Here is a 20054-nt window from a genome sequence, read left to right as displayed (position 1 = left end):
CGGGGTAGCAGTATTTCCTCCGTAATCCTTCTCCACAAACCTCCTTGTTTGTGCATCCCTGGTATTAAAAGCCTTCCTTGCTTACTCCTGCTCCTTACACCTTTCCTTGTGTTATCGCTTACCATGAACTTTATATATGACAGAATCATTAACCTAGGATAAAAAAGCCATATTTTGTTAATTTTTTACTCGCCAGTACAGAGAAACTAATCGTTTAGTAAACACGATAATTAAAAAGGGAATACGCCACTGAAGCCTATTCCTGCGACGGCAACAATCACAACAACGATAACAACAATAGTAGTAGTCGATGGCATTTTTCTCTTCCTTTGAGAATTGAGTGTCGTTAAAGCGTAGTCGTCATTGGCGTATTTCGCACATCCAACATTTTATAATGGGTCCTCTTTGCTGAGCGCTTTCCCTAAACTGGCAAAATAGTCACTGAAACGCGCATTAATGCGTTCGCGCTGTTCGCCTTGCGGATACAGACCGCGTGCTGCTTCCGGTGAGGCTTTGGTGCCTTTGACTAGAAAATGGTTTTTTATGCTGGCGTCTTGCACGAAGGCTTCAAACGCCCGAGCGCATAGCTCTTCTGGCTTGCTGTAATAAAGCTGGCCATGCGCTTTATCCATGGCTGCTGAATCATTGAAAAGCGCGCTAGGCTGCTGACCGTCGGGATGTAGCAGAATAGCGTGGAAACAGGCTAGTAGACGTTGATTAAGTGGGTGATTAAGCGGCGCTGCATTCGCTAGCCATGCCACCGAGGCAAAGGTACTAGCAGACACATTGTTAAAACACTTCTGGGCAATATAGTGATCAAACGCGTGAAACCATTCATGAGCAATACTACCAGGCCCGGCATTCTTGGCGAGCGAAAAGCTGCGCTGACTGGGATCGTAATGCGCAGAAACGCCAGGCCTGCCGCCGCTGCCGTACTGTAGTGCTAACGAGCCACGCAGCGAAATCAACGCTTCATTGCCGTGCAATATCAGCATTAAATCGCACAGCGCATCGTGAAAAAGCTCTGCGGCACGGTCGCGTTCGGAGCGGGACACCCAACGACCTATCTCAATTGAACGAAAATCGAACTGGCGGCGAATCAGTGCAAAGCTGCTCGCACCCTCGCGGCGATGCATTGGCCCTTGGCGGTAAAACTCTCGTGCGTCAATGCTCACGGCGTGCTCGCTAACCTAAAAATGAAGTTCACCGCACTATTTTATCGAAGGCAAAGAACAAGCGCCAAAGGCTATTCGGCAAGTTTATCTAAGGTGTCTACCCTGATACATAAGCAGTAAAAGTTCAGTTGTACTTTATTGCACACCGGTTGCACAACAGGGAGGAAATATGGCGACGGCACATGTTTATCGTATGAAAACGGATGCACACCAGTGTCCCTTTGGGTTGAAAACCGTTTCATTGCTGCAGCGTAAGGGCTACGAGGTACACGATCACCCGTTAACGTCCCGCGAAGAAACGGATGCCTTTAAAGCGAAAGAACAGGTTGATACAACGCCGCAAACCTATATTGACGATGAGCGTATCGGTGGCTATGAAGAGGTACGCGAACATTTAGGCTTAAGCGTGCCTAGCGCTAAAGAAACGTCTTATCGGCCGGTTATTGCCATTTTTATCACCGCGTTATTAATAGGCTTAGCAGTTAGTTGGCTAGCTCATGGCACGTTATTCGCCACACGGTTGCCTGAATATGCAGTGGCCACGGCCATGGTGTTGCTTGGATTACAGAAGCTTCAAGACGTGGAAAGCTTCAGCACCATGTTTCTCAACTACGACTTGCTGGCCAAACGCTATGTACCGTATGGGTATGTTTACCCCTATGCGGAAACCCTGGCAGGGATCTTGATGCTGGCAGGTGCGTTAATTTGGCTAGCAGCACCGCTGGCGCTGTTCATCGGTACGGTAGGGGCCGTATCGGTGATTAAAGCGGTTTATATCGATAAGCGAGAACTCAAGTGTGCCTGTGCAGGTGGTAATAGCAATGTGCCACTGGGCTTTGTGTCGCTGACAGAAAACCTTGTGATGGTCGCCATGGGGCTATGGATGCCGCTGAAGAGTTTGCTATAACGCGAAAGGATATCAATGCAGACAGATAGACATACAAGCGCGCCTTGTAACCCGAAAAGCACGCCCCAAGGTAAAGTAAGTAACGCAAGAAGCTATCGCACTCTTCACGATTAGGAGTAAGAAGATGAGCAAGCGTATTTTGGTTGTGCTGACATCACACGATCAGCTAGGAGATACCGGCGAAAAAACCGGTTTTTGGTTAGAAGAGCTAGCCGCGCCGTATTATGTTTTTAAAGATGCGGGTGCTGAGGTCACGCTTGCCTCGCCAAACGGTGGCCAGCCGCCGCTTGACCCAAAAAGTGACGTAGACGATAGCCAAACCGACGAAACGCGGCGCTTTAAGCAAGACGATGAAGCGAACGCAGCGCTAGCCGCAACGCATCGCCTTAGCGACATGAGTGCTGATGATTTTGATGCGGTGTTCTATCCCGGTGGTCATGGCCCACTATGGGACTTAGTCGACGATAAAGACTCTATCCAACTGATTGAAAACTTTATTGCCCAAGGTAAGCCAGTAGCGTCAGTGTGCCATGCGCCGATCGTATTGATTAACGCAAAAAACAGCAGTGGTGAACCACTGGTAAAAGGGCGTCAAGTGACAGGCTTTACCAATGGTGAAGAGGATGCAGTTGGGCTAACCGATATCGTGCCGCATTTGGTAGAAGATGCGCTGCAGCAGTGTGGCGGCATTTACAGCAAAGCTGATGACTTCACACCGTACGTGCGTGAAGACGGCCAGTTAATTACCGGCCAAAACCCGCCTTCCTCTGCGGCGACCGCTGAAGCACTGATGACATGGCTGGCACGCTAAGCAGAGCGTTTGTTCAACGTAAGACATCATTTAACGTAAACAATCAACGCGGCGGGCATATTGCCCGCCGTTTTTTTAATCAAAAACGATAGCTTAGCGAAACGCCTGTGAGCGTTTGCCAGTCGCTGCCCAGCTCATCAACAATTGGGCTATCCGCAGCACTGCCCGTTAGGTGCGTTGTGCCCACGAAACCGGTGGCTGTCCATTCAGGCGTTAAGGAGTAACTAAGGCTGGCATTCACCCCCATTCGCCAATAACCACCATCGGGTGTGTAGGCAGCCACACCACTTTGCGCACTGTCCTGCACTGAAACACCAAACAGCGATTCGGTCCACTTTTCATTTGAATAGGTAACACTGGGCGTTAGCGTGAAGAGCGTGCGTTCGCTAATCGGCATGCGCAAGGCAGCGTTAGCCGAAAATTTAGCGCCTTCTACATCGCCGCTCACCGGCGTGCTACCTGCGACGCTGTAACGCCAGAAGCCTTGCTGATAGCTAACCCGCAGACCTAACGTTGCCCCACCATCTACTTTTTCAAATTGGCTGATATCACCTTCATTATCTCGCCCAAAGGTATAACCAATAAATGGAGAAGCGGTCCAATTACCGTTGCGGATAGCGTGCCACTCAATACCGTTGCGGACGTTGATCGAGAGCTGGTCGCCATAGGTCAAGTTAACAACCGGCCACGCTTGTGTATCGTAGTCGTCGCTGCCTAAGTAATCAGGCGAGTAGGTGACGCCTGCACCTATGCTACCTTCCCAACTGTCTGCCAAGGCTGGTGTGGTTAATACGATGCAGAAAGCAGCCCCCAACAATGGGGTAAGGCGCTTGCGGGTAGAAAAACGTGAAGTAGCACGAGCAGGGAGTATTGTCACAGAAGGCATCCTTTTATATAGCAAACGTGCGTGATTGTATGTTTTTGAATCAAGCCACTGCAAGCGAATAAGGAGCCACTGTGCCCCATTGCACGAAACTTTTTTCTGTTTCATATCCCAGGTTAGATAACTCAGCGGCTATAGGGCGCACTGTGTGCACATAGCGCAGGGAAAGCGTTACAAGGAAGTGCAGGCAAGGAGTGCTTGTGGTGCACAAGGACGCATGAACAGGATGTTCGTGAAGTAGGATTAAGGAGGACCTGATAAAACCCCGACCAGAGATGGACGGGGTTTTTTTATGGACAACTGCCACGTCTTTCTAACAAGCGTGATGATAAAACAGTGCGCTGAGCTTGCTCATCGGGGTAGATACCGCCGTTTGACAAGTTAAGCAACGCAGCATAGCGCTATCTTTTCCAGTGCCTTCCAGGCGAAACCGTTTTAAGTAGGGTGTTGTCGAGAACTCTGCATTACCACAATGTCGGCAGATAATATCCACACCACGCACTGTCGGGCTGATCATGATATGTCGCACGCTGACCTCCTACCACAAGGGAGTTAATGGGTTCAGTCGTGGTAACGTCCGTGTAGATCTGCATCCGTGACGATGCGTTAAAAAGTATAAACAGCAAATAGCCAGTCTGCCATTTATTATCAGGCTTAGCGTAAACCACGCAGGATATGCGCCACTTGAAGCCTGCGTTGTTCGTTTAACACCAATGAATGGATATGATGGCTACTCAATGTTGCCCATAAGGACGCTGCCGTGACGGACGCTACGCATTCAACTGAACAGCATATCGCTTCACTGCGGCCCAAGCTTATCGCCTTCGCGCGCTTACAATTGCGCGACAACGCCGCCGCTGAAGACACGGTGCAAGATACGCTGGTCATCGCCCTAGAGAAGCACCCAACCTTCTCGGGGCGCTCGGCGTTTGAAACGTGGGTGTTTGGCATTTTAAAAAATAAAATACTTGAGCGATTCCGCCATGAGCGGCGCTACTTCTCTTGGCAGGAAGATGAGCTAAGCGATGAAGATTCGTTTGAAAAACTGTTTCAAGAGAACGGCCGATGGCAAGCAGCGAGTAAACCCGCACACTGGGGCGACCCCGGCCAAATACTCGAAAATGCCGCGTTTTGGCGTGTGCTCGACACCTGTTTACTCGTGCTACCCGATAACACTGCACGGGTCTTCACAATGCGTGAATTTATGGGGCTAAACACCCAAGAAATTTGCGAAGCGCTTACCCTTAGCGAAGCCAACTGCTGGGTGATCTTACACCGTGCGCGCTTGCGACTTCGTGCCTGTATTGAAAAAGGCTGGCTAACGTAGCCGACAAACCACGCACTAGGGTTAGTTACTAACCAATATCGAACGTCGTCTTCACGCCGTTTGTAAGGAAATGAAGGTAAACCGCACCAACGAGTAAGGCGATATAGCCTCTATGGGCATTTCTCCCATCAGTAGAGTGGACGCCTACCCATCGCTGTGAAAGGGCCACCTTATGATTATGTGCCGCGAAGCAACACGCTTAATGTCACTCAAGCAAGATAGAACGCTCACCTTTCGTGAGAACACCGCCCTACGGTTTCATCTTTCAATGTGCGGTGCCTGCCGCGCCTGCATGCGCCAATTCGGCCTTTTACACAACATTGCTAGTCACCACCCCTCCTTACCAAACGACGCGACTGAAAAGGGTGACCATCATGGCTCGCATTAACCGTTTCAAGGCGGTATCAGCGATCGTCGTTAGCCTATGCAGCGCGCCGCTATTAGCGGGCACGGCACTGGGTCAGGAAATACATTTCACCCCCAATCAAATCATGACCTGGGCGACTCGCAGCTTTGAAGGCGACACTCGCTATGCGGTTGTTGAAAAGTCAGGGCGTCGGGTGCTAGAAGCGGAATCTCAAGGGCAAGCATCAGCGCGCTACCTTGAACGTGACATTGACCTGACTGAAACCCCCTACCTGCACTGGTGCTGGCAAGTGAGCAACACCTACCCTGGTCTTAACGAAACCACCAAGTCAGGCGATGACTACCCTGCGCGCGTGTATGTCGCCTATAAAACTGGGCTGCTGCCTTGGCAAGTAGAGTCTGTGAACTATGTATGGGCCTCTGCCCAGCCCAAAGGTGCCACATGGCCAAATGCCTTTACACAGCGGGCACAGCTGATGGCGCTACAGAGTGGTGAAGAGCGTGTGGGTGACTGGGTCGCAGAGGTGCGCGATGTACGCGCAGACTTCACTGCCCTGTTCGGCAGCGCCCCTAGTCATATTGATGGCCTTGCGTTAATGAGCGACGGCGATAATGCAGGTGTGAATGCAACCGCCTGGTTTACCCATTTAGGCTTCTCAAGCACTAACGAAGCCCCCTCCTGCCCGCAGTCACGGCAGTGATGAGTCTACCATTCGGCAAAAGCCCGTTCGTAAAATGCCCAATGTGCGAAACACGCCAATGACAGCCACGCTTCAATAACACTCATTTCTCAAAGGAAGAGAACAATGCCATCGACTACTACCATTGTCGTTATCATTGTTGTGATCGTCGCCGTCGCTGGGATAGGTTTCAGCGGCATACTACCCTTTTAAAGGGAACTGACACCAGCCCACCGCGGCCACCTCATCGCCGAGTAAGGGGTGATTGAGAGCGCGCGGTGGGTGGGTTGCTAAAGAATGCAACTGACACGAACGGGCGTTAGATCACTGTGGTATAACGCCATTACTTAGCGACAGCCTTTTAAGTAGCGAAGCGGAGAAAAGCTGTCCAGGAGAGCCCCGTTAAGACCGGAGCAAAATGGAATGATTTGTTAAGCATTGTCGCGGATGTATTGGAGTAGAGCCTGACACTCATCTCGAACTGTCTCTATGGCTATTAGATTGCCAAGCATGTAGCCATTTTCGTTCTGAATTGACGAGGACATGTCACATTGGACGCCTTGCCCACTACCCTTGAAGAAATCTTCTTTCTTACGCCCCCTGCCTAAAAAATATTCATCTGAGTGTTCACGCATGTCACGAACATCAACCGCATCTTGGGTTGCGATAATAAATGACTCCAGGCTTTCCTTTAATTCTTTTGGAGTGTGATGGACTAGCTGCTTTGCAAAGCGAACACTCATGACAGTAGCCGTGAGAGCGTAGTGTTCCTCAAACATTCGCCGCCGATGGAAATCATCATCAAATGAAAATGGCTTATTAGCGCTATGCAAAAAAGAGCTACACCGATGAACTGCTTCTGCAAGCCAACTATTTAAGAAAAACTGTGTTGTATCCTTTTGCTCGGCATCCATGAGACTTTCCTTCTTGAGTGTTTAAAACTGTCAAAACGCACAGCTTTTAGTAACTCGGGCGGCTTTTTATCCAGAGTAGATATATGCGCTGAGAGTATATATTTACGTGGCTTTTAGCTTTATATCTTGAGCCCTATCGTGCTGAGAAGAAAATATGAATCAATAGGCCTTCTAATAAGTCCAATCACGGCGATAGGTGATAGCTTTTTCGTTTTGGCTTCATCTTTGCTCACCATTCTTAAGATGACAATAGCGAAGCACACTACACTTGTCACCTTGCATAGGCAAAAACAGGGCTTACAGCAAACCGCATGTGGTTAACTTAAATGGTAGGTACAAAAAAGCCCGCTCATTGCTCAGCGGGCTTTTTCTATATTCTGTGGCGGAGAGGGAGGGATTCGAACCCTCGAAGCCTTTCGACTTACACACTTTCCAGGCGTGCTCCTTCGACCACTCGGACACCTCTCCACTTTTTTGCTCGGTTGTGAAGGCGTTGCCTTTCCCAACAGAACGGCGCATATTCTATGGTCTAAGGCCTAAAATAGCAAGCCTTTTAAAGATTTAAGCACCAGGTAAAGATTTAAGCAACAGGTAGCACGGCGTAGCGCCCGCTGGCTTCCAAGCAGAGCGTGTCGCCACAGTAGAGCTGCTGGGTGAGTGCAATGCTGCCCTTCCCCCGCGTGTGCAACTTTTCTGCTAGCTGTTCTGGGCCTTGGGGGTCACTGGGGGTGCAAATGATGCGGTAGTCACTAGTGACTGGCGCAAGAAAGCGCTGGCTGGCTTCGGCTACCACCACATCTTGCGCCCGCCCCTGGGCACGCAACCATAACGTTACCCAACACCAGCCCTGCAGCGTGGTTTGTGCCGTTAGCGCACCGCCAAAGCCTGTGCCTTTGTCGTTTAGGTTCGGGCTAAGCGCCAGCAGCCACGTCAAAGCCCCGCCCTCTTGGGCGGCGCTTTGGGTCACGCTTTGAATCCCCAGCGCGCCCACCATGGGAATCGCTTCCCCTAGCCACTGCTGAAAAGCGACAAGGTCTTCCTGGGTCTCAGGGAGTGGCAAACGGGGGTAAGGCACTCCCGGCTGACGTGGCTGGGCCATCACGCGCTCCTCATTAATCCCAACGCTCTACAAAGTCGTCCACCTTATGGTGAGGTAGCGGCTTATGGCGACCTGCCAGGCTGCCCAGATAGATAAAAGCAACTACCTCGTCATCTTCATCTAGCGATAGGCCTTTTCGCACCACAGGGTCAAAGGCATACTTGCCGCTGCGCCACATGGCACCCAACCCTAAGGCGTGGGCGGCCAGCAGAATGCCGTGGGCGGCGCATCCGGCAGAAATCACCTGCTCGATTTTCGGCACTTTCGGAATATCTGGGGTGACCTTGGCAATCACGGCAATAATCATCGGCGCACGCAGCGGCTTTTTACGCGCGGAATTGAGCGTGTCGTCGCTAGCACTGGGGTCTTCTTGAAACTCCGCTTCCGCGAACAGCTCGCCCAAGCGTTCGCGCCCTTCGCCGCTAAATTCAATAAACCGCCAGGGGCGCAGCTCTTTATGGTCTGGGGCGCGCAGCGCAGCTTGGTAGAGGGCGCTGAGCTGGTCAGCAGTGGGCGCAGGCTCGGTGAGTTTCCCCATAGAGCTACGTTCGTGAAGCAGCGTGAGTGCGTCCATTAGACTCCCCTGGTGTTGATGGTTGGGCGTTACTTTAGCGCAATGGGTTACTGCCTTGCTAGGCGTAAAGGGCTGGGCGGCGTTAACCCAGGCGTTGCACGCCATGGGCTGATATCAAGCCCACCACGGCGTACATAGCGGGCCAACACCAGCAGCTTTTCAGGCTTGAGCTGCATCAGGTCGGTAAAAATATGCTCGACACAGTGCTCGTGAAAGTCTTGGTGCTGTCGATAACCGATGAGATAGCGCAGCAGCCCTTCCCGGTCAATTTTAGGGCCTTTGTAGCGAATTAATACGCTGCCCCAGTCGGGCTGACCGGTCACCGGGCAGTTAGATTTAAGCAGATGGGAGTACAGCGTCTCTTCGACGATCTCTTCGCCTACCACCAAATGCGCGGCGCTGGGGGTGTAGTCGCTGATGTCGATATCCAGGTCATCCAGGCATTCGCCCGGTAAACGCTGCGGGTTAAGCTCGCTGTCGTCTACACCCAATAGCGCTACGCTCACGGCGGCACCCGCCGCGGCAGCTAAGTCGCGAACAAGCACACGTTGCACCGCTTCTTGGCTTTCAAAGCGCGTTTGGTTAAGGCTATTGAGATAGAGCTTCCAGGATTTGGACTCAATCAGATTGGGTGAATCAGCAGGCAGGCGAAAGCGGGCAACCGCCACAATGGGTTTACCACGGCTGTTCAGCCAAGAAACCTCAAACGCGTGCCACTCATCTTCCCCTACAAACGGCAGATTATTATCCTCAATGCCCAATGGTGCACGGTTCGCCGCACGGGGAATAGGATACAACAGCCCAGCGTCATACTGCTCTGGGTAAGCGGAATCGCGCCCCAGGGGCGCGTGTTCTAAGGTATCGGGGCGATTTGCCATGACGTGTTGCTCTCTTGATTAATAGCGTCTACTCAGCGCCCTTTTAATAGGCGCCGTTATATCATTAGCTGCGTATGCCTTTGCCGCGCTCTAGCATAGCGAGCGCCACCATAAACAAAGCAGTAATAAAGGCAACAATGGCGGCCAGTGCCCAGCCTACTGGAATATCGGAAACGCCCAAAAAGCCATAGCGGAAAACGTTCACCATATACAGTATCGGGTTAAGCATAGAGACGCCCTGCCAGAAATCGGGCAGCATTGAAATCGAGTAAAACACCCCGCCTAAATACGTTAGTGGCGTCAGAATAAACGTTGGCACAATGGAAATATCATCGAATTTATTAGCAAATAACGCATTAATAAAACCGCCAATGGAAAACAGCGCCGAAGTAAGCACTACCACCAACACCGTGAGTAGCGGATGTTCAACTGTTAAACGGGTAAAGAACAGCGATACCAGCGTGACAATTAACCCCACGCCCAAGCCTCGGGCCATACCACCCAAAATAAAGCCCAATAAGATTACCCAGTTGGGCATGGGTGAGACCATCATCTCTTCAATAGAGCGCTGAAACTTGTTCGAAAAGAAGCTCGACGCCACGTTGGAGTAGCTGTTGGTGATCACCGACATCATAATCAGCCCTGGCACGATGAAGTCCATGTAGCTGAAGCCGTCCATATCGCCAATGCGCGAACCAATTAAGTTACCGAAGATGATGAAATACATCGCCATGGTGATTGACGGCGGTAGCAAGGTTTGCGGCCAAATCCGCGTAAAGCGCTTAATCTCTTTAAGTACTAGGGTCCACAGCGCGATGAGGGTTTGCGTTGCATTCATGCCCGCGCCTCCTGCCGCTCGCGCTGGTCAATGGCTTGCTGACTGCTTTCCACCATGGAAACAAACATCTCCTCTAAGCGGTTGGCGCGGTTGCGCATGGAAACCACGGTTAGTCCCTGCTCACTTAAGGCACTGAACACATCATTAAGCTGCTGACCACGATGAATCACTAACGCCAGCTGGGAAGGCTCGATCTGCTGAATTTCAAACCCTTCAATAACGGGAGCTTGCGCAACCGGCGCTGCAAGGTCGAGCAAGAAGGTTTCAGTATTTAGCTCTGCCAGCAGCTTGCGCACGCTGGTGTTGCGCACAATTTCGCCGTGATTAATGATGGCAATATTGCGGCACAGGCTCTCAGCTTCTTCGAGGTAGTGCGTCGTGAGAATAATGGTGGTGCCTTCATCGCGATTAATACGCCGCATGTATTCCCACATACTGCGGCGCAGTTCGATATCCACGCCTGCCGTAGGCTCATCAAGAATCAGCAGTTTTGGGCGGTGCATTAGCGCACGGGCGATCATCAAACGACGCTTCATACCGCCAGAAAGCATACGCGCACTGCCGTTGCGCTTGTCCCATAACCCAAGGTCAGTGAGCAGTTGTTTAGCACGGGGCAAGGCTTCTTTGCGGGTCATTCCGTAGTAGCCCGCCTGGGCCAGAATGATATCAATGACCTTTTCAAACTGATTGAAATTGAATTCCTGGGGCACCACGCCAAGCTGGTACTTGGCTTTGGCGAAGTCTTTATCAATATCGATGCCAAAAATCGATACCTTACCCGCCGACTTCTGCACTAGCGAGCAGACCACCCCCAGGGTGGTCGACTTACCCGCACCGTTGGGTCCTAACAAGGCAAAAAAATCGCCCTGCTGGACGTCTAAATTAATACCTTTTAACGCCTGAAAGCCGTTGCCATACACTTTTGTAAGGCCACGGATAGACAGTGCCGGTTCGGCCATGAATATGTCCTGTCAGCAAATGGGAAGCATGAGAAACGAGCTAGATAGGAGGATATCGGGGCAATCGTATATTTTTTCAAGCCGCTTGAAAGACAGACACGCAGAAATATCGCCACTTCAGGTGCGATGCGGTGTTTAAACAGCAAGGGAGGGATGAACAAGATGTTTGTTTGGAGCGGGAAAAGAGATTCGAACTCTCGACCCTCGCCTTGGCAAGGCGATGCTCTACCACTGAGCTATTCCCGCTTATAACAAACAGTACTATTAACGAACCATACTACAAGAGTGCGAGATGGCGTCCCATAGGGGGTTCGAACCCCTGTTACCGCCGTGAAAGGGCGGTGTCCTAGACCACTAGACGAATGGGACGTTTTGGAGCGGGAAAAGAGATTCGAACTCTCGACCCTCGCCTTGGCAAGGCGATGCTCTACCACTGAGCTATTCCCGCTTAACCTGTGTTACTCGCAAATCGGATTGGCGTCCCATAGGGGGTTCGAACCCCTGTTACCGCCGTGAAAGGGCGGTGTCCTAGACCACTAGACGAATGGGACGCTGTAAGCATATTGAATGCTTGGAGCGGGAAAAGAGATTCGAACTCTCGACCCTCGCCTTGGCAAGGCGATGCTCTACCACTGAGCTATTCCCGCAATTCCGATACCTTAACGACTTTCTATCTAAAAAAACAAGTGGCGTCCCATAGGGGGTTCGAACCCCTGTTACCGCCGTGAAAGGGCGGTGTCCTAGACCACTAGACGAATGGGACGTTTCATTGCCTCGTCGAGGTGGCGCGTATATTACTCAGCCCTTAATGTGCTGTCAAGCACTCTGAAATCGAAACGTTTTTACCTGCCATCAACAGCACTTTCTTAACACCCTTTGCACGCTCAAAAAACGCTCAAAGAGAGTGCTTCGTTTGTGCAATACGCCTCTTTTAGGTGCATATAAATACATACTTCACGGCTTACTAATGCGGTGTGAGTAGTTGTTCTGCCATTACGGAGACCGACAAACCGTCTAAAAATCTTTTATTTACTATAAAATCGATTTTCTGGCATACCCTTTGCTACCTCATAACTGATCTCACGGTTTCTTTCTCCTAGTCTCTTCCCCTAGCTATGAGGTGTTATATGTCCTTTACCCGTCGAAAGTTTCTTACCACCGCCGCCCTCTCTTCCACTGCTGGCTTGGTGCTGGGTGCGCCTGCTATCGCTAAGGCACAGCCCGCAGAGCGTTTTAACTGGCGTATGACGAATGCTTACAGCCCAGGCTCGCCGTTTTATGTGGAAGGCCCTGGCAGCCCCACCGATGTCATCGCCAAAATTAATGCTATGTCCGGCGGACGCTTAACGATTCAGCACTTCTCTGCGGGCGAGCTGATTCCCGCACTGGAAGGCTTTGAAGCCGTACAGAGCGGCACTATTCAGATGAACGCTGCCAACAGCTATTTCTGGTCTGGCACCACCTTTGCTGCGCAATACTTCACTACAGTGCCATTTGGCATGAGCTTTATGGGCCATATGGCATGGCTGTATCACGGCGGTGGCTTAGAGCTATGGGAAGAAGTCTACGAGCCTTACGGCATGATCGCCCTTCCCCTAAACAATACCGGTGTGCAGATGACCGGCTGGTTTAGAGAACCTATTGAAGATATTGGCCAGCTAAACGGTCTTCGCATGCGCGTGCCGGGGCTAGCTGGCAAGGTGTACTCGGCTCTTGGCGTGGATGCACGGGTACTACCCGGTGGCGAGATTTTCCCTGCGTTAGAGCGTGGAGTTATCGATGCCGCTGAATTTGTTGGCCCTTACCAAGACCGACGCATGGGGTTACAAAATGCGGCCAAGTTCTACCACACCACTGGCTGGCACGAACCTTCCACTACCGGTGAGTTGCTAATCTCCAAACAGCACTGGGACACCTTGCCAGACGACCTGAAGATGATTGTAAAAAGCGCCTGCATGGCTGCATGTTTAGAGAGCGTGACGTGGTCAGAAGCCGTTAACGGCGAAGCCATGACCGACTTGGTTGATAACCATGGAGTAACCGCCAGCATGCTGCCTGAGCCAGTCGTCAACGCGCTGCGGGAAGCCACCATGGATACGTTAGCTAGCGAGGCTAATGCCGACCCAATGGTGCGCAAAGTGCACGATAGCTACATGGCATTCAAAGCGAACCATGATCGCTGGGCAGGTGCTAGTGAGCGCGCTTGGTTAAACGACATCATTGGAGTCTGATATGCAAACCGTGGAACGTATTGTCCACGGGATCGAGGCGGTGGTCCGGCTATTTGGCGGGATCGCTGCCTGGCTCTGCGTGGTGCTGGTTGCGTTAGTGGCTGGCGATGTGGTGATGCGCTATTTGTTCAGCGTTGGCGCAGTATGGCTGCAAGAACTTCAGTGGCATTTAATTTCGCCCATTGCGCTGTTTGGTATGTCATATCTGCTGTTTGTTGGTGAACAAGTACGTGTGGATGTCTTTTACGAGCGCTTCCCTATCATTTTGCAGCGAGTCATTGAAGTGATTGGCGGCCTGTTGCTGCTCATGATGGGGCTTTATATTGCTTGGTTAACACTGCCCTGGGTAGAGCAATCTTTCTTACGCGGCGAAGCCTCGCCCAACCCTGGAGGCCTGCCACTACGCTGGCTGCTTAAAGCCCTTATCCCGTTTGGTTTTCTTTTGCTTGCGCTACAAGGCCTAGCCCATGCGCTACGACAAGGGTTTGCCCTTCCTAGCCGAGGTGAATAATACATGTCTCCTAACGAATGGCTTGCGATCGGCATGATCGCTGCCTTTTTTTTACTGCTCTTAATCGGTATTCCCGTCGCTATCAGCATTGCCGTCACCGCCTTTATATTTGGCTATATAGGCTTTGGCCCGATGCTGTTTAACCTACTGCCTTCACGAATCTACGGCGTGGTAACCAACTACACCTTTATGGCGATACCGCTGTTTGTGTTTATGGGAGTGATGCTTGAAAAGTCGAAGCTTGCTGAAGAGTTGATTGATGTGATCGGCCATCTGTTTGGAGGACTTTCCGGCGGCATGGGTGTGGCGATTATTTTTGTCGGCGTACTACTGGGAGCCGCAACCGGCATTGTTGGAGCAACCATTGTAACGCTTGGCCTGCTCACGCTGCCCACCCTACTGCGACGCGGGTACCCTAAGACGTTGGCCACCGGCATGATCTGTGCCTCAGGGACATTGGGGCAAATTATTCCGCCCAGCCTAGTGCTGATTTTGTTAGCGGAAATTTTAGGTGAGTCAGTGGGTACTATGTTTGCTGCAGCCATGGTGCCGGGGTTAGCACTGGCAGGTATTTATATTATTGCTATTTTAGTGGTTGCTCAGCTGTACCCTGGCATGATGCCTCCGATTCCTGCGGAAGAGCGCGCCCAGCTGAGTAAAAAACAGCTGCTCATTAAAGTAGTCACCGTTGTGGGTCCGCCGGTTGGTCTGGTATTTGCCGTGCTTGGTTCGATTATTGGTGGTATTGCAGCACCGACCGAAGCCGCCGCCATGGGTGCACTTGGTGCTTTACTGTTCGTGGCCTGTTCAGGCCGCTTGACGTTAACATTGCTCACCGATGTCGCTAAGGCAACCCTGGTTATCTCTGCCATGGTGTTCTTTATTTTGATCAGCGCACAAGTGTTTGGTCTCGCCTTTCGCGGCTTGGGCGGAGAGCACCTAGTTGCGCGTATGTTTGATTGGGTACCCGGCGGCGAGCTAGGCGCACTACTGTTTATGCTGCTATTGATGTTCGTGCTTGGTTTTTTCCTGGAATGGATCGAAATTAGCTATATTGCCCTACCTCTTTTTCTTCCCTTTTTTGTACAAATGGGAGTCGATATGGTGTGGCTGGGCATATTGGTGGGCTTGGTACTGCAAACGTCGTTTCTTACCCCGCCGTTTGGCTGGTCACTCTTCTTTTTGAAGGGCGTCGCACCCAAAGAAGTCTCTACGCTGGATATTTATAAGGGCGCACTCCCCTTTATCGCTCTGCAGTTTTTAGCCGTTGCACTGGTATTTCTATTTCCAAGCATTGCCACTTGGCTACCTGACGCCATTGGCTGGTAATCCTAATCAATAACAAAGGAAGGACGATGCTCCACACTCAACGTAGTTATGGCGGCAGCTGTGTTGCCCCCCACCATCTTGCTGCAAGCGCAGGGCGTGATGTGTTGAAACAAGGCGGCAACGCAGTAGAGGCGATGGTCGCCGCAGCGGCTGCGATTGCCGTGGTGTACCCGCATATGAATGCGCTAGGGGGTGATGGTTTCTGGCTGATTCACGAACCCGGTAAAGCCCCTATCGCTATTGATGCCTGCGGCCCCGCTGCGGGGCTTGCTAATAGCGATTTTTATGCTGGCGAAGCAAGTATTCCTGAACGTGGCCCAAAGGCCGCGCTAACCATGGCGGGTACTATTAGTGGATGGCAAGAGGCGCTAAAAGTAGCGGCTAGTTGGGGAGAGTCGCTCCCCCTTTCCACGCTGCTCGGCGATGCCATTCGTCATGCAGATGAGGGTGTGGCCGTCACCCAGAGCCAGGAAACACTGACTGCCAAGCACCTGGAGCGCCTAAGCCAAAGCCCTGGCTTTAGCGATGCTCTGTTGATTGACGGCCAGGTCCCCCGTGAAGGCCAGCGTCTTCGACAGCCACGTCTTGCCGCCACGCTAAAACGGTTGGCAAGCGCGGGGCTGGATGATTTCTACCGCGGTGAGCTGGCCACCAGCATGGCACGGGATTTAGAAACACTTGGCAGTCCACTGCGCTTAGACGATTTCCACGCCTACCATGCTCAGCAAGTCACACCTCTTCACGTACGCCTGCAAGACGCTACGCTGTATAACCTGCCCGCCCCTACCCAGGGTATGGCGTCGCTGATGATTTTAGGTATTTACGAACGTATTAAAGCGGCTGAGCCAAACGGCTTTGACCACCTGCATGGCCTTATTGAAGCTACCAAGCGTGCCTTTATGTTGCGTGACCGCTACGTAACCGACCCTCGTCGTGTGCCGGTTCCCTTGCAACAGTTGTTGAGTGAGGAGCGCATTAGCGCAGAGGCCGCTGAAATCAGTGCCGAACAGGCGCTACCCTGGCCCCATGAACCCGCACCTGGCGATACTATTTGGATGGGCACCGTCGATAGCGAAGGTCGCTCGGTCAGTTTTATCCAAAGCATCTATTGGGAGTTTGGCAGCGGCGTGGTGCTACCAGAAAGCGGCGTATTGTGGCAAAACCGCGGGATTAGCTTTTCACTTAACCAAGATGATTTACGTGGCCTTGCCCCAGGCCGCAAGCCCTTCCATACCCTTAACCCGGCACTTGCCACCTTTAATGATGGCCGCACCATGGTGTACGGCACCATGGGCGGCGAAGGACAGCCACAAACCCAGGCGGCGGTTTTCTCTCGCTATGCCCTGCATGGCATGCCGCTACAGCAAGCGGTAACTGCTCCGCGCTGGCTACTGGGCCGTACCTGGGGAGACTCTAGCACCAACCTTAAACTTGAAGACCGCTTTGATGACCGTTTAGTCGCTGCACTTGCGACGGCTGGGCACGATGTCGAAGTATTACCTGACTCATTTAGCGACACCATGGGCCATGCAGGAGGCATTGTTCGGCACCCAGACGGCTTAATTGAAAGCGCCCACGATCCTCGCAGCAACGGCGGCGCGGCTAGCGTGTAAACAACCAACTGGCGGTTTTCTTACTGTTCACACATGCTGAATCTAGGCAGGCTATCGATTCGTTACGTTATTGTCACTCTACCTAGTGATACGCTAGCCTGCTTAGTAAGCCTCTGTTTAACGGTAACCAGAGGGAGAGGAGACCCCCATGGCGAAAATAGAAAAATCCCCCGACGAATGGCGCAAGCAACTCACTCCAGAACAGTACCGTGTAGCGCGTGAAAAAGGCACCGAACGCCCCTTTACCGGTGATTATCAAGTCAGCGACTCCCAAGGTATCTACCACTGTGTGTGCTGCCATGCCCCGCTATTTGAAAACGAGCATAAATTCGATGCGGGCTGCGGCTGGCCAAGCTTTGACCGCCCACTGGGAACACGTTGTGTTGAAGAGCACAGCGACACCTCTCACGGTATGCGGCGCACTGAAGTAGTGTGTTCGCACTGCGATGCCCATCTAGGCCACGTATTTCCTGATGGCCCACCAGATACCACCGGGTTGCGTTACTGCATTAATTCAGTGTCGCTAGAATTTCATCCTGACGAGTAATTATCACTAAATCCTCGATCAACCCCAGCAAGGCGGGCGCCATCTGCTAGAATGGCAGCCCGCTTTTTTATGCCCATTTTTGCTTGTATTTGTTTTGCGCTCATTAGGAGAGACTCATGCTCGGCTGGTTCCCCGGACATATGAACAAGGCCCGCCGCCAGATTAAGGACGCGCTGCCCGAAATTGATGTCGTCATTGAGGTTCTTGACGCGCGTCTGCCCTACTCCAGCGCCAATCCGATGCTGGCCGAGTTAACGCGTCATAAGCCCGTCTTGAAGATTTTGTCGCGGGCAGATCTTGCCGACCCTGAACGTACCGCAGAGTGGGTAGCGTTTTTTGATGCTCAAGAGGATACTCGCGCACTGGCAATCACTACTACTAATGTCCGCGAACTAAAGAAAATTCCTAAACTGTGCCACGAGCTGGCAGGTGCAGTGCGTGCTGACAGGGATGTACGCGTGATGGTTATGGGTATTCCCAACGTCGGAAAATCGACGCTAATTAACGGACTGGCAGGCCGCAAAATTGCCAAGACGGGGAATGAACCCGCCGTCACTAAGCGCCAGCAAAAGGTGCGCATTGATGGTCGCGTCGCGCTGATCGATACCCCAGGAGTGCTGTGGCCAAAAATCGAAGACCAGGCCAGCGCCTACCGTCTAGCTGCCAGTGGTGCCATTCGTGATACCGCAATTGAGTATACCGATGTGGCCATCGTTACCAGTGCCGAGCTTGCCAAGCGCTATCCAGCAGAGCTAACCGCTCGCTATAAACTGAAAGCGTTGCCCAGCTACGAAGCCCCCATCACCCAAGAGATAGATGCTGATGGCCCACAAAAACCGGATTTCTTAGCCATTGCCGGTTTTGACGGCCATGCCATTTTGAAAGAAATTGCTGGCAAACGCGGCGGCTTACGCCCTGGCGGCGAGGTTGACATACACCGCGGTGCCGAGGTTTTGCTTCATGAACTACGCGATGGAAAGCTCGGTCGGCTTACCCTAGAAACCCCAGACGATATTCCACCGCCGCCGATACAAATCGACGAAGACAGCCACCTACCATCCGACGCATAATGGGCAAATTATTGGTAACACTAACGGCCACAGGAAATTTTGGATAATAAACCCCATGGACACCCCGCAGCCTAAAGAATCGCACACACTTAAAAAATCACACAAACTGCATAACGTCTGCTATGACATTCGTGGCCCAGTACTCGACCATGCCAAGCGCCTGGAAGAAGAAGGCCAACGGATTTTAAAGCTGAATATTGGCAACCCTGCACCGTTTGGCTTTGAAGCGCCGGAAGAAATCCTGCAAGACGTGATGCGCAACCTGCCCACTGCCCAGGGCTACTGTGATTCTAAAGGCTTGTACTCTGCGCGAAAGGCGATCATGCAAGAGTGCCAGCGTAAACAGATACCCAACGTCGGCATCGAAGATATCTATATCGGCAATGGTGTCTCTGAGTTAATTGTGATGGCTATGCAGGCGCTGCTCAACGATGGCGATGAGGTGCTTATCCCTGCGCCCGACTATCCGTTGTGGACCGCTGCAGCGCATTTATCTGGTGGTCACGGCGTTCACTATCTGTGCGATGAACAAGCTGACTGGGCGCCAGACATGGCAGATATTCGCGCAAAAGTTACCAGCCGCACCCGGGCCATTGTGATTATTAATCCCAATAATCCCACTGGCGCGGTTTACCCGCCAGAGGTAGTACGGGAAGTGCTGGAGATTGCCAAAGAGCATAACCTGGTGGTGTTCTCCGATGAAATCTACGACAAGATTCTTTATGACGGCGTAGAGCACACCGCCACCGGCGCATTAGCGGATGATGACCAGTTAGTCATCACTATGAATGGCCTATCGAAAAGCTACCGCTGTGCAGGCTTCCGCTCTGGCTGGATGACCATTTCCGGCACGTTAGCAAAGCAGCGCGCGCACGATTACATTCAAGGGCTAACCATGCTGGCTTCGATGCGCCTGTGTGCCAACGTGCCCGCCCAACATGCTATCCAAACCGCGCTGGGTGGCTACCAGTCAATTAACGACTTAATTCTTCCAGGCGGGCGGCTACTGGCTCAGCGGGATATCACGGTAGAAAAGCTCAACGCCATACCCGGGGTTTCCTGCGTGACACCTAAAGGCGCGCTTTATGCCTTTCCCCGCCTGGACCCGAAAGTGTTCAATATAAAAGATGACCAACAGCTAGTGCTGGACTTACTGCTCCAGGAGAAAATACTGCTGGTGCAGGGCACCGCGTTTAACTGGCCAGAACCGGATCACGTGCGCATCGTCACCTTACCGTGGGCAGATCAGCTTGGTGATGCACTTGACCGTTTTGCCAATTTCTTGTCCCGTTATCGTCAATAAAACAGCCGTCGATAAAAACAGCCGCCAATAAAAACGGCG

The 20054-nt window shown here is 52.0% G+C and carries 21 protein-coding genes and 7 tRNA genes; 12 read left to right on the top strand and 16 right to left on the bottom strand.

The window, feature by feature from the left end:
- Nucleotides 1-389 precede the first annotated feature (389 nt).
- Nucleotides 390-1175, bottom strand: coding sequence for a CLCA_X family protein (locus tag CR46_RS0103905; RefSeq protein WP_030070206.1), 786 nt, complete (start codon nt 1173-1175; stop codon nt 390-392).
- A gap of 169 nt (nt 1176-1344) precedes the next feature.
- Here CR46_RS0103905 and CR46_RS0103900 point away from each other — a divergent pair, with 169 nt between their 5' ends.
- Both CR46_RS0103900 and CR46_RS0103895 read left to right on the top strand, forming a co-directional pair.
- Nucleotides 1345-2082 (top strand): MauE/DoxX family redox-associated membrane protein, encoded by a 738-nt coding sequence (locus CR46_RS0103900; RefSeq protein ID WP_030070205.1) that lies wholly within the window; start codon nt 1345-1347, stop codon nt 2080-2082.
- Between the two features lie 124 nt (nt 2083-2206).
- A complete protein-coding gene (locus CR46_RS0103895; protein WP_030070204.1) occupies nt 2207-2893 on the top strand; it encodes a type 1 glutamine amidotransferase domain-containing protein in 687 nt (228 codons plus the stop codon).
- Between the two features lie 79 nt (nt 2894-2972).
- Here CR46_RS0103895 and CR46_RS0103890 read toward each other — a convergent pair whose 3' ends face one another.
- Together CR46_RS0103890 and CR46_RS18285 are read right to left on the bottom strand one after the other, a co-directional pair.
- A complete protein-coding gene (locus tag CR46_RS0103890; protein ID WP_232222333.1) occupies nt 2973-3779 on the bottom strand; it encodes a MipA/OmpV family protein in 807 nt (268 codons plus the stop codon).
- 310 nt (nt 3780-4089) lie between these two features.
- Nucleotides 4090-4305, bottom strand: coding sequence for a hypothetical protein (locus CR46_RS18285; RefSeq protein WP_156963039.1), 216 nt, complete (start codon nt 4303-4305; stop codon nt 4090-4092).
- A 231-nt stretch (nt 4306-4536) separates the two neighbouring features.
- On the opposite strand from CR46_RS18285, the gene CR46_RS0103885 reads away from it, so the two are divergent.
- The 3 genes from CR46_RS0103885 to CR46_RS0103880 all read left to right on the top strand — a co-directional run bounded on the left by CR46_RS0103885 (nt 4537) and on the right by CR46_RS0103880 (nt 6170).
- Nucleotides 4537-5103, top strand: coding sequence for a sigma-70 family RNA polymerase sigma factor (locus CR46_RS0103885; RefSeq protein WP_030070202.1), 567 nt, complete (start codon nt 4537-4539; stop codon nt 5101-5103).
- Between the two features lie 172 nt (nt 5104-5275).
- A complete protein-coding gene (locus tag CR46_RS18610; protein ID WP_084180351.1) occupies nt 5276-5491 on the top strand; it encodes a zf-HC2 domain-containing protein in 216 nt (71 codons plus the stop codon).
- Complete coding sequence (locus tag CR46_RS0103880; protein ID WP_030070201.1) at nt 5478-6170, top strand: DUF3047 domain-containing protein; 693 nt, start codon at nt 5478-5480, stop codon at nt 6168-6170. Before CR46_RS18610 ends, CR46_RS0103880 begins: the two co-directional genes overlap by 14 nt.
- A 410-nt stretch (nt 6171-6580) precedes the next feature.
- Here CR46_RS0103880 and CR46_RS0103870 read toward each other — a convergent pair whose 3' ends face one another.
- The 13 genes from CR46_RS0103870 to CR46_RS0103810 form a co-directional block, all read right to left on the bottom strand.
- Complete coding sequence (locus tag CR46_RS0103870; protein ID WP_030070200.1) at nt 6581-7063, bottom strand: hypothetical protein; 483 nt, start codon at nt 7061-7063, stop codon at nt 6581-6583.
- Nucleotides 7064-7443: 380 nt separating this feature from the next.
- A tRNA-Ser gene (locus tag CR46_RS0103865) sits at nt 7444-7531 on the bottom strand.
- A 112-nt stretch (nt 7532-7643) separates the two neighbouring features.
- On the bottom strand, nt 7644-8162 hold the full coding sequence (locus CR46_RS0103860; RefSeq protein ID WP_030070199.1) for a YiiD C-terminal domain-containing protein: 519 nt from the start codon (nt 8160-8162) through the stop codon (nt 7644-7646).
- 13 nt (nt 8163-8175) lie between these two features.
- On the bottom strand, nt 8176-8736 hold the full coding sequence (locus CR46_RS0103855; protein WP_030070198.1) for a nitroreductase family protein: 561 nt from the start codon (nt 8734-8736) through the stop codon (nt 8176-8178).
- A gap of 47 nt (nt 8737-8783) precedes the next feature.
- Nucleotides 8784-9614, bottom strand: a complete 831-nt coding sequence (gene queF / locus CR46_RS0103850) for an NADPH-dependent 7-cyano-7-deazaguanine reductase QueF (protein WP_030070197.1) — start codon at nt 9612-9614, stop codon at nt 8784-8786.
- Nucleotides 9615-9678: 64 nt separating this feature from the next.
- The gene (locus CR46_RS0103845) at nt 9679-10452 is read right to left on the bottom strand and encodes an ABC transporter permease (protein ID WP_030070196.1); all 774 of its coding nucleotides are present in this window, start codon (nt 10450-10452) and stop codon (nt 9679-9681) included.
- The gene (locus CR46_RS0103840) at nt 10449-11411 is read right to left on the bottom strand and encodes an ABC transporter ATP-binding protein (RefSeq protein ID WP_030070195.1); all 963 of its coding nucleotides are present in this window, start codon (nt 11409-11411) and stop codon (nt 10449-10451) included. Before CR46_RS0103840 ends, CR46_RS0103845 begins: the two co-directional genes overlap by 4 nt.
- Nucleotides 11412-11582: 171 nt before the next feature.
- A tRNA-Gly gene (locus CR46_RS0103835) sits at nt 11583-11657 on the bottom strand.
- A gap of 47 nt (nt 11658-11704) precedes the next feature.
- Nucleotides 11705-11780, bottom strand: a tRNA-Glu gene (locus CR46_RS0103830).
- A gap of 4 nt (nt 11781-11784) precedes the next feature.
- Nucleotides 11785-11859: transfer RNA gene (locus tag CR46_RS0103825), tRNA-Gly, on the bottom strand.
- A 27-nt stretch (nt 11860-11886) separates the two neighbouring features.
- Nucleotides 11887-11962, bottom strand: a tRNA-Glu gene (locus CR46_RS0103820).
- 21 nt (nt 11963-11983) lie between these two features.
- A tRNA-Gly gene (locus CR46_RS0103815) sits at nt 11984-12058 on the bottom strand.
- A gap of 40 nt (nt 12059-12098) precedes the next feature.
- Nucleotides 12099-12174: transfer RNA gene (locus tag CR46_RS0103810), tRNA-Glu, on the bottom strand.
- A gap of 364 nt (nt 12175-12538) precedes the next feature.
- Here CR46_RS0103810 and CR46_RS0103805 point away from each other — a divergent pair.
- The 7 genes from CR46_RS0103805 to CR46_RS0103775 all read left to right on the top strand — a co-directional run bounded on the left by CR46_RS0103805 (nt 12539) and on the right by CR46_RS0103775 (nt 20015).
- Nucleotides 12539-13642, top strand: a complete 1104-nt coding sequence (locus CR46_RS0103805) for a TRAP transporter substrate-binding protein (protein ID WP_030070194.1) — start codon at nt 12539-12541, stop codon at nt 13640-13642.
- A 1-nt stretch (nt 13643) separates the two neighbouring features.
- Nucleotides 13644-14153, top strand: a complete 510-nt coding sequence (locus CR46_RS0103800; protein WP_030070193.1) for a TRAP transporter small permease subunit — start codon at nt 13644-13646, stop codon at nt 14151-14153.
- 3 nt (nt 14154-14156) lie between these two features.
- Nucleotides 14157-15482, top strand: a complete 1326-nt coding sequence (locus CR46_RS0103795) for a TRAP transporter large permease (protein ID WP_030070192.1) — start codon at nt 14157-14159, stop codon at nt 15480-15482.
- A 26-nt stretch (nt 15483-15508) separates the two neighbouring features.
- Nucleotides 15509-17095, top strand: coding sequence for a gamma-glutamyltransferase family protein (locus CR46_RS0103790; protein WP_030070191.1), 1587 nt, complete (start codon nt 15509-15511; stop codon nt 17093-17095).
- 148 nt (nt 17096-17243) lie between these two features.
- Nucleotides 17244-17642, top strand: coding sequence for a peptide-methionine (R)-S-oxide reductase MsrB (gene msrB / locus CR46_RS0103785; protein WP_030070190.1), 399 nt, complete (start codon nt 17244-17246; stop codon nt 17640-17642).
- A gap of 116 nt (nt 17643-17758) precedes the next feature.
- Nucleotides 17759-18712, top strand: a complete 954-nt coding sequence (gene ylqF, locus CR46_RS0103780; RefSeq protein WP_030070189.1) for a ribosome biogenesis GTPase YlqF — start codon at nt 17759-17761, stop codon at nt 18710-18712.
- Nucleotides 18713-18767: 55 nt separating this feature from the next.
- Nucleotides 18768-20015 (top strand): pyridoxal phosphate-dependent aminotransferase, encoded by a 1248-nt coding sequence (locus CR46_RS0103775; RefSeq protein WP_030070188.1) that lies wholly within the window; start codon nt 18768-18770, stop codon nt 20013-20015.
- The last annotated feature ends 39 nt before the right edge of the window (nt 20016-20054 follow it).

It is taken from the genome of Vreelandella neptunia, assembly GCF_000712975.1.
Classification (GTDB): Bacteria; Pseudomonadota; Gammaproteobacteria; order Pseudomonadales; family Halomonadaceae; genus Vreelandella; species Vreelandella qaidamensis.
The sequence above is the reverse complement of the archived record's forward strand: the minus strand, read 5'-3'. Positions and strand labels throughout refer to the sequence as shown.

Excerpts from the sequence above, each read along its gene's own strand:
- CR46_RS0103855 (WP_030070198.1), bottom strand. The coding sequence starts at position 8,736 with ATGGACGCACTCACGCTGCTTCACGAACGTAGCTCTATGGGGAAACTC.
- CR46_RS0103900 (WP_030070205.1), top strand. The coding sequence starts at position 1,345 with ATGGCGACGGCACATGTTTATCGTATGAAAACGGATGCACACCAGTGT.
- msrB (WP_030070190.1), top strand. The coding sequence starts at position 17,244 with ATGGCGAAAATAGAAAAATCCCCCGACGAATGGCGCAAGCAACTCACT.
- CR46_RS0103800 (WP_030070193.1), top strand. The coding sequence starts at position 13,644 with ATGCAAACCGTGGAACGTATTGTCCACGGGATCGAGGCGGTGGTCCGG.
- CR46_RS0103845 (WP_030070196.1), bottom strand. The coding sequence starts at position 10,452 with ATGAATGCAACGCAAACCCTCATCGCGCTGTGGACCCTAGTACTTAAA.
- CR46_RS0103860 (WP_030070199.1), bottom strand. The coding sequence starts at position 8,162 with ATGGCCCAGCCACGTCAGCCGGGAGTGCCTTACCCCCGTTTGCCACTC.
- CR46_RS0103775 (WP_030070188.1), top strand. The coding sequence starts at position 18,768 with ATGGACACCCCGCAGCCTAAAGAATCGCACACACTTAAAAAATCACAC.
- CR46_RS0103890 (WP_232222333.1), bottom strand. The coding sequence starts at position 3,779 with ATGCCTTCTGTGACAATACTCCCTGCTCGTGCTACTTCACGTTTTTCT.
- CR46_RS0103895 (WP_030070204.1), top strand. The coding sequence starts at position 2,207 with ATGAGCAAGCGTATTTTGGTTGTGCTGACATCACACGATCAGCTAGGA.
- ylqF (WP_030070189.1), top strand. The coding sequence starts at position 17,759 with ATGCTCGGCTGGTTCCCCGGACATATGAACAAGGCCCGCCGCCAGATT.
- CR46_RS0103840 (WP_030070195.1), bottom strand. The coding sequence starts at position 11,411 with ATGGCCGAACCGGCACTGTCTATCCGTGGCCTTACAAAAGTGTATGGC.
- CR46_RS0103870 (WP_030070200.1), bottom strand. The coding sequence starts at position 7,063 with ATGGATGCCGAGCAAAAGGATACAACACAGTTTTTCTTAAATAGTTGG.
- CR46_RS0103795 (WP_030070192.1), top strand. The coding sequence starts at position 14,157 with ATGTCTCCTAACGAATGGCTTGCGATCGGCATGATCGCTGCCTTTTTT.
- CR46_RS18610 (WP_084180351.1), top strand. The coding sequence starts at position 5,276 with ATGATTATGTGCCGCGAAGCAACACGCTTAATGTCACTCAAGCAAGAT.
- CR46_RS0103790 (WP_030070191.1), top strand. The coding sequence starts at position 15,509 with ATGCTCCACACTCAACGTAGTTATGGCGGCAGCTGTGTTGCCCCCCAC.
- CR46_RS0103805 (WP_030070194.1), top strand. The coding sequence starts at position 12,539 with ATGTCCTTTACCCGTCGAAAGTTTCTTACCACCGCCGCCCTCTCTTCC.
- queF (WP_030070197.1), bottom strand. The coding sequence starts at position 9,614 with ATGGCAAATCGCCCCGATACCTTAGAACACGCGCCCCTGGGGCGCGAT.
- CR46_RS0103880 (WP_030070201.1), top strand. The coding sequence starts at position 5,478 with ATGGCTCGCATTAACCGTTTCAAGGCGGTATCAGCGATCGTCGTTAGC.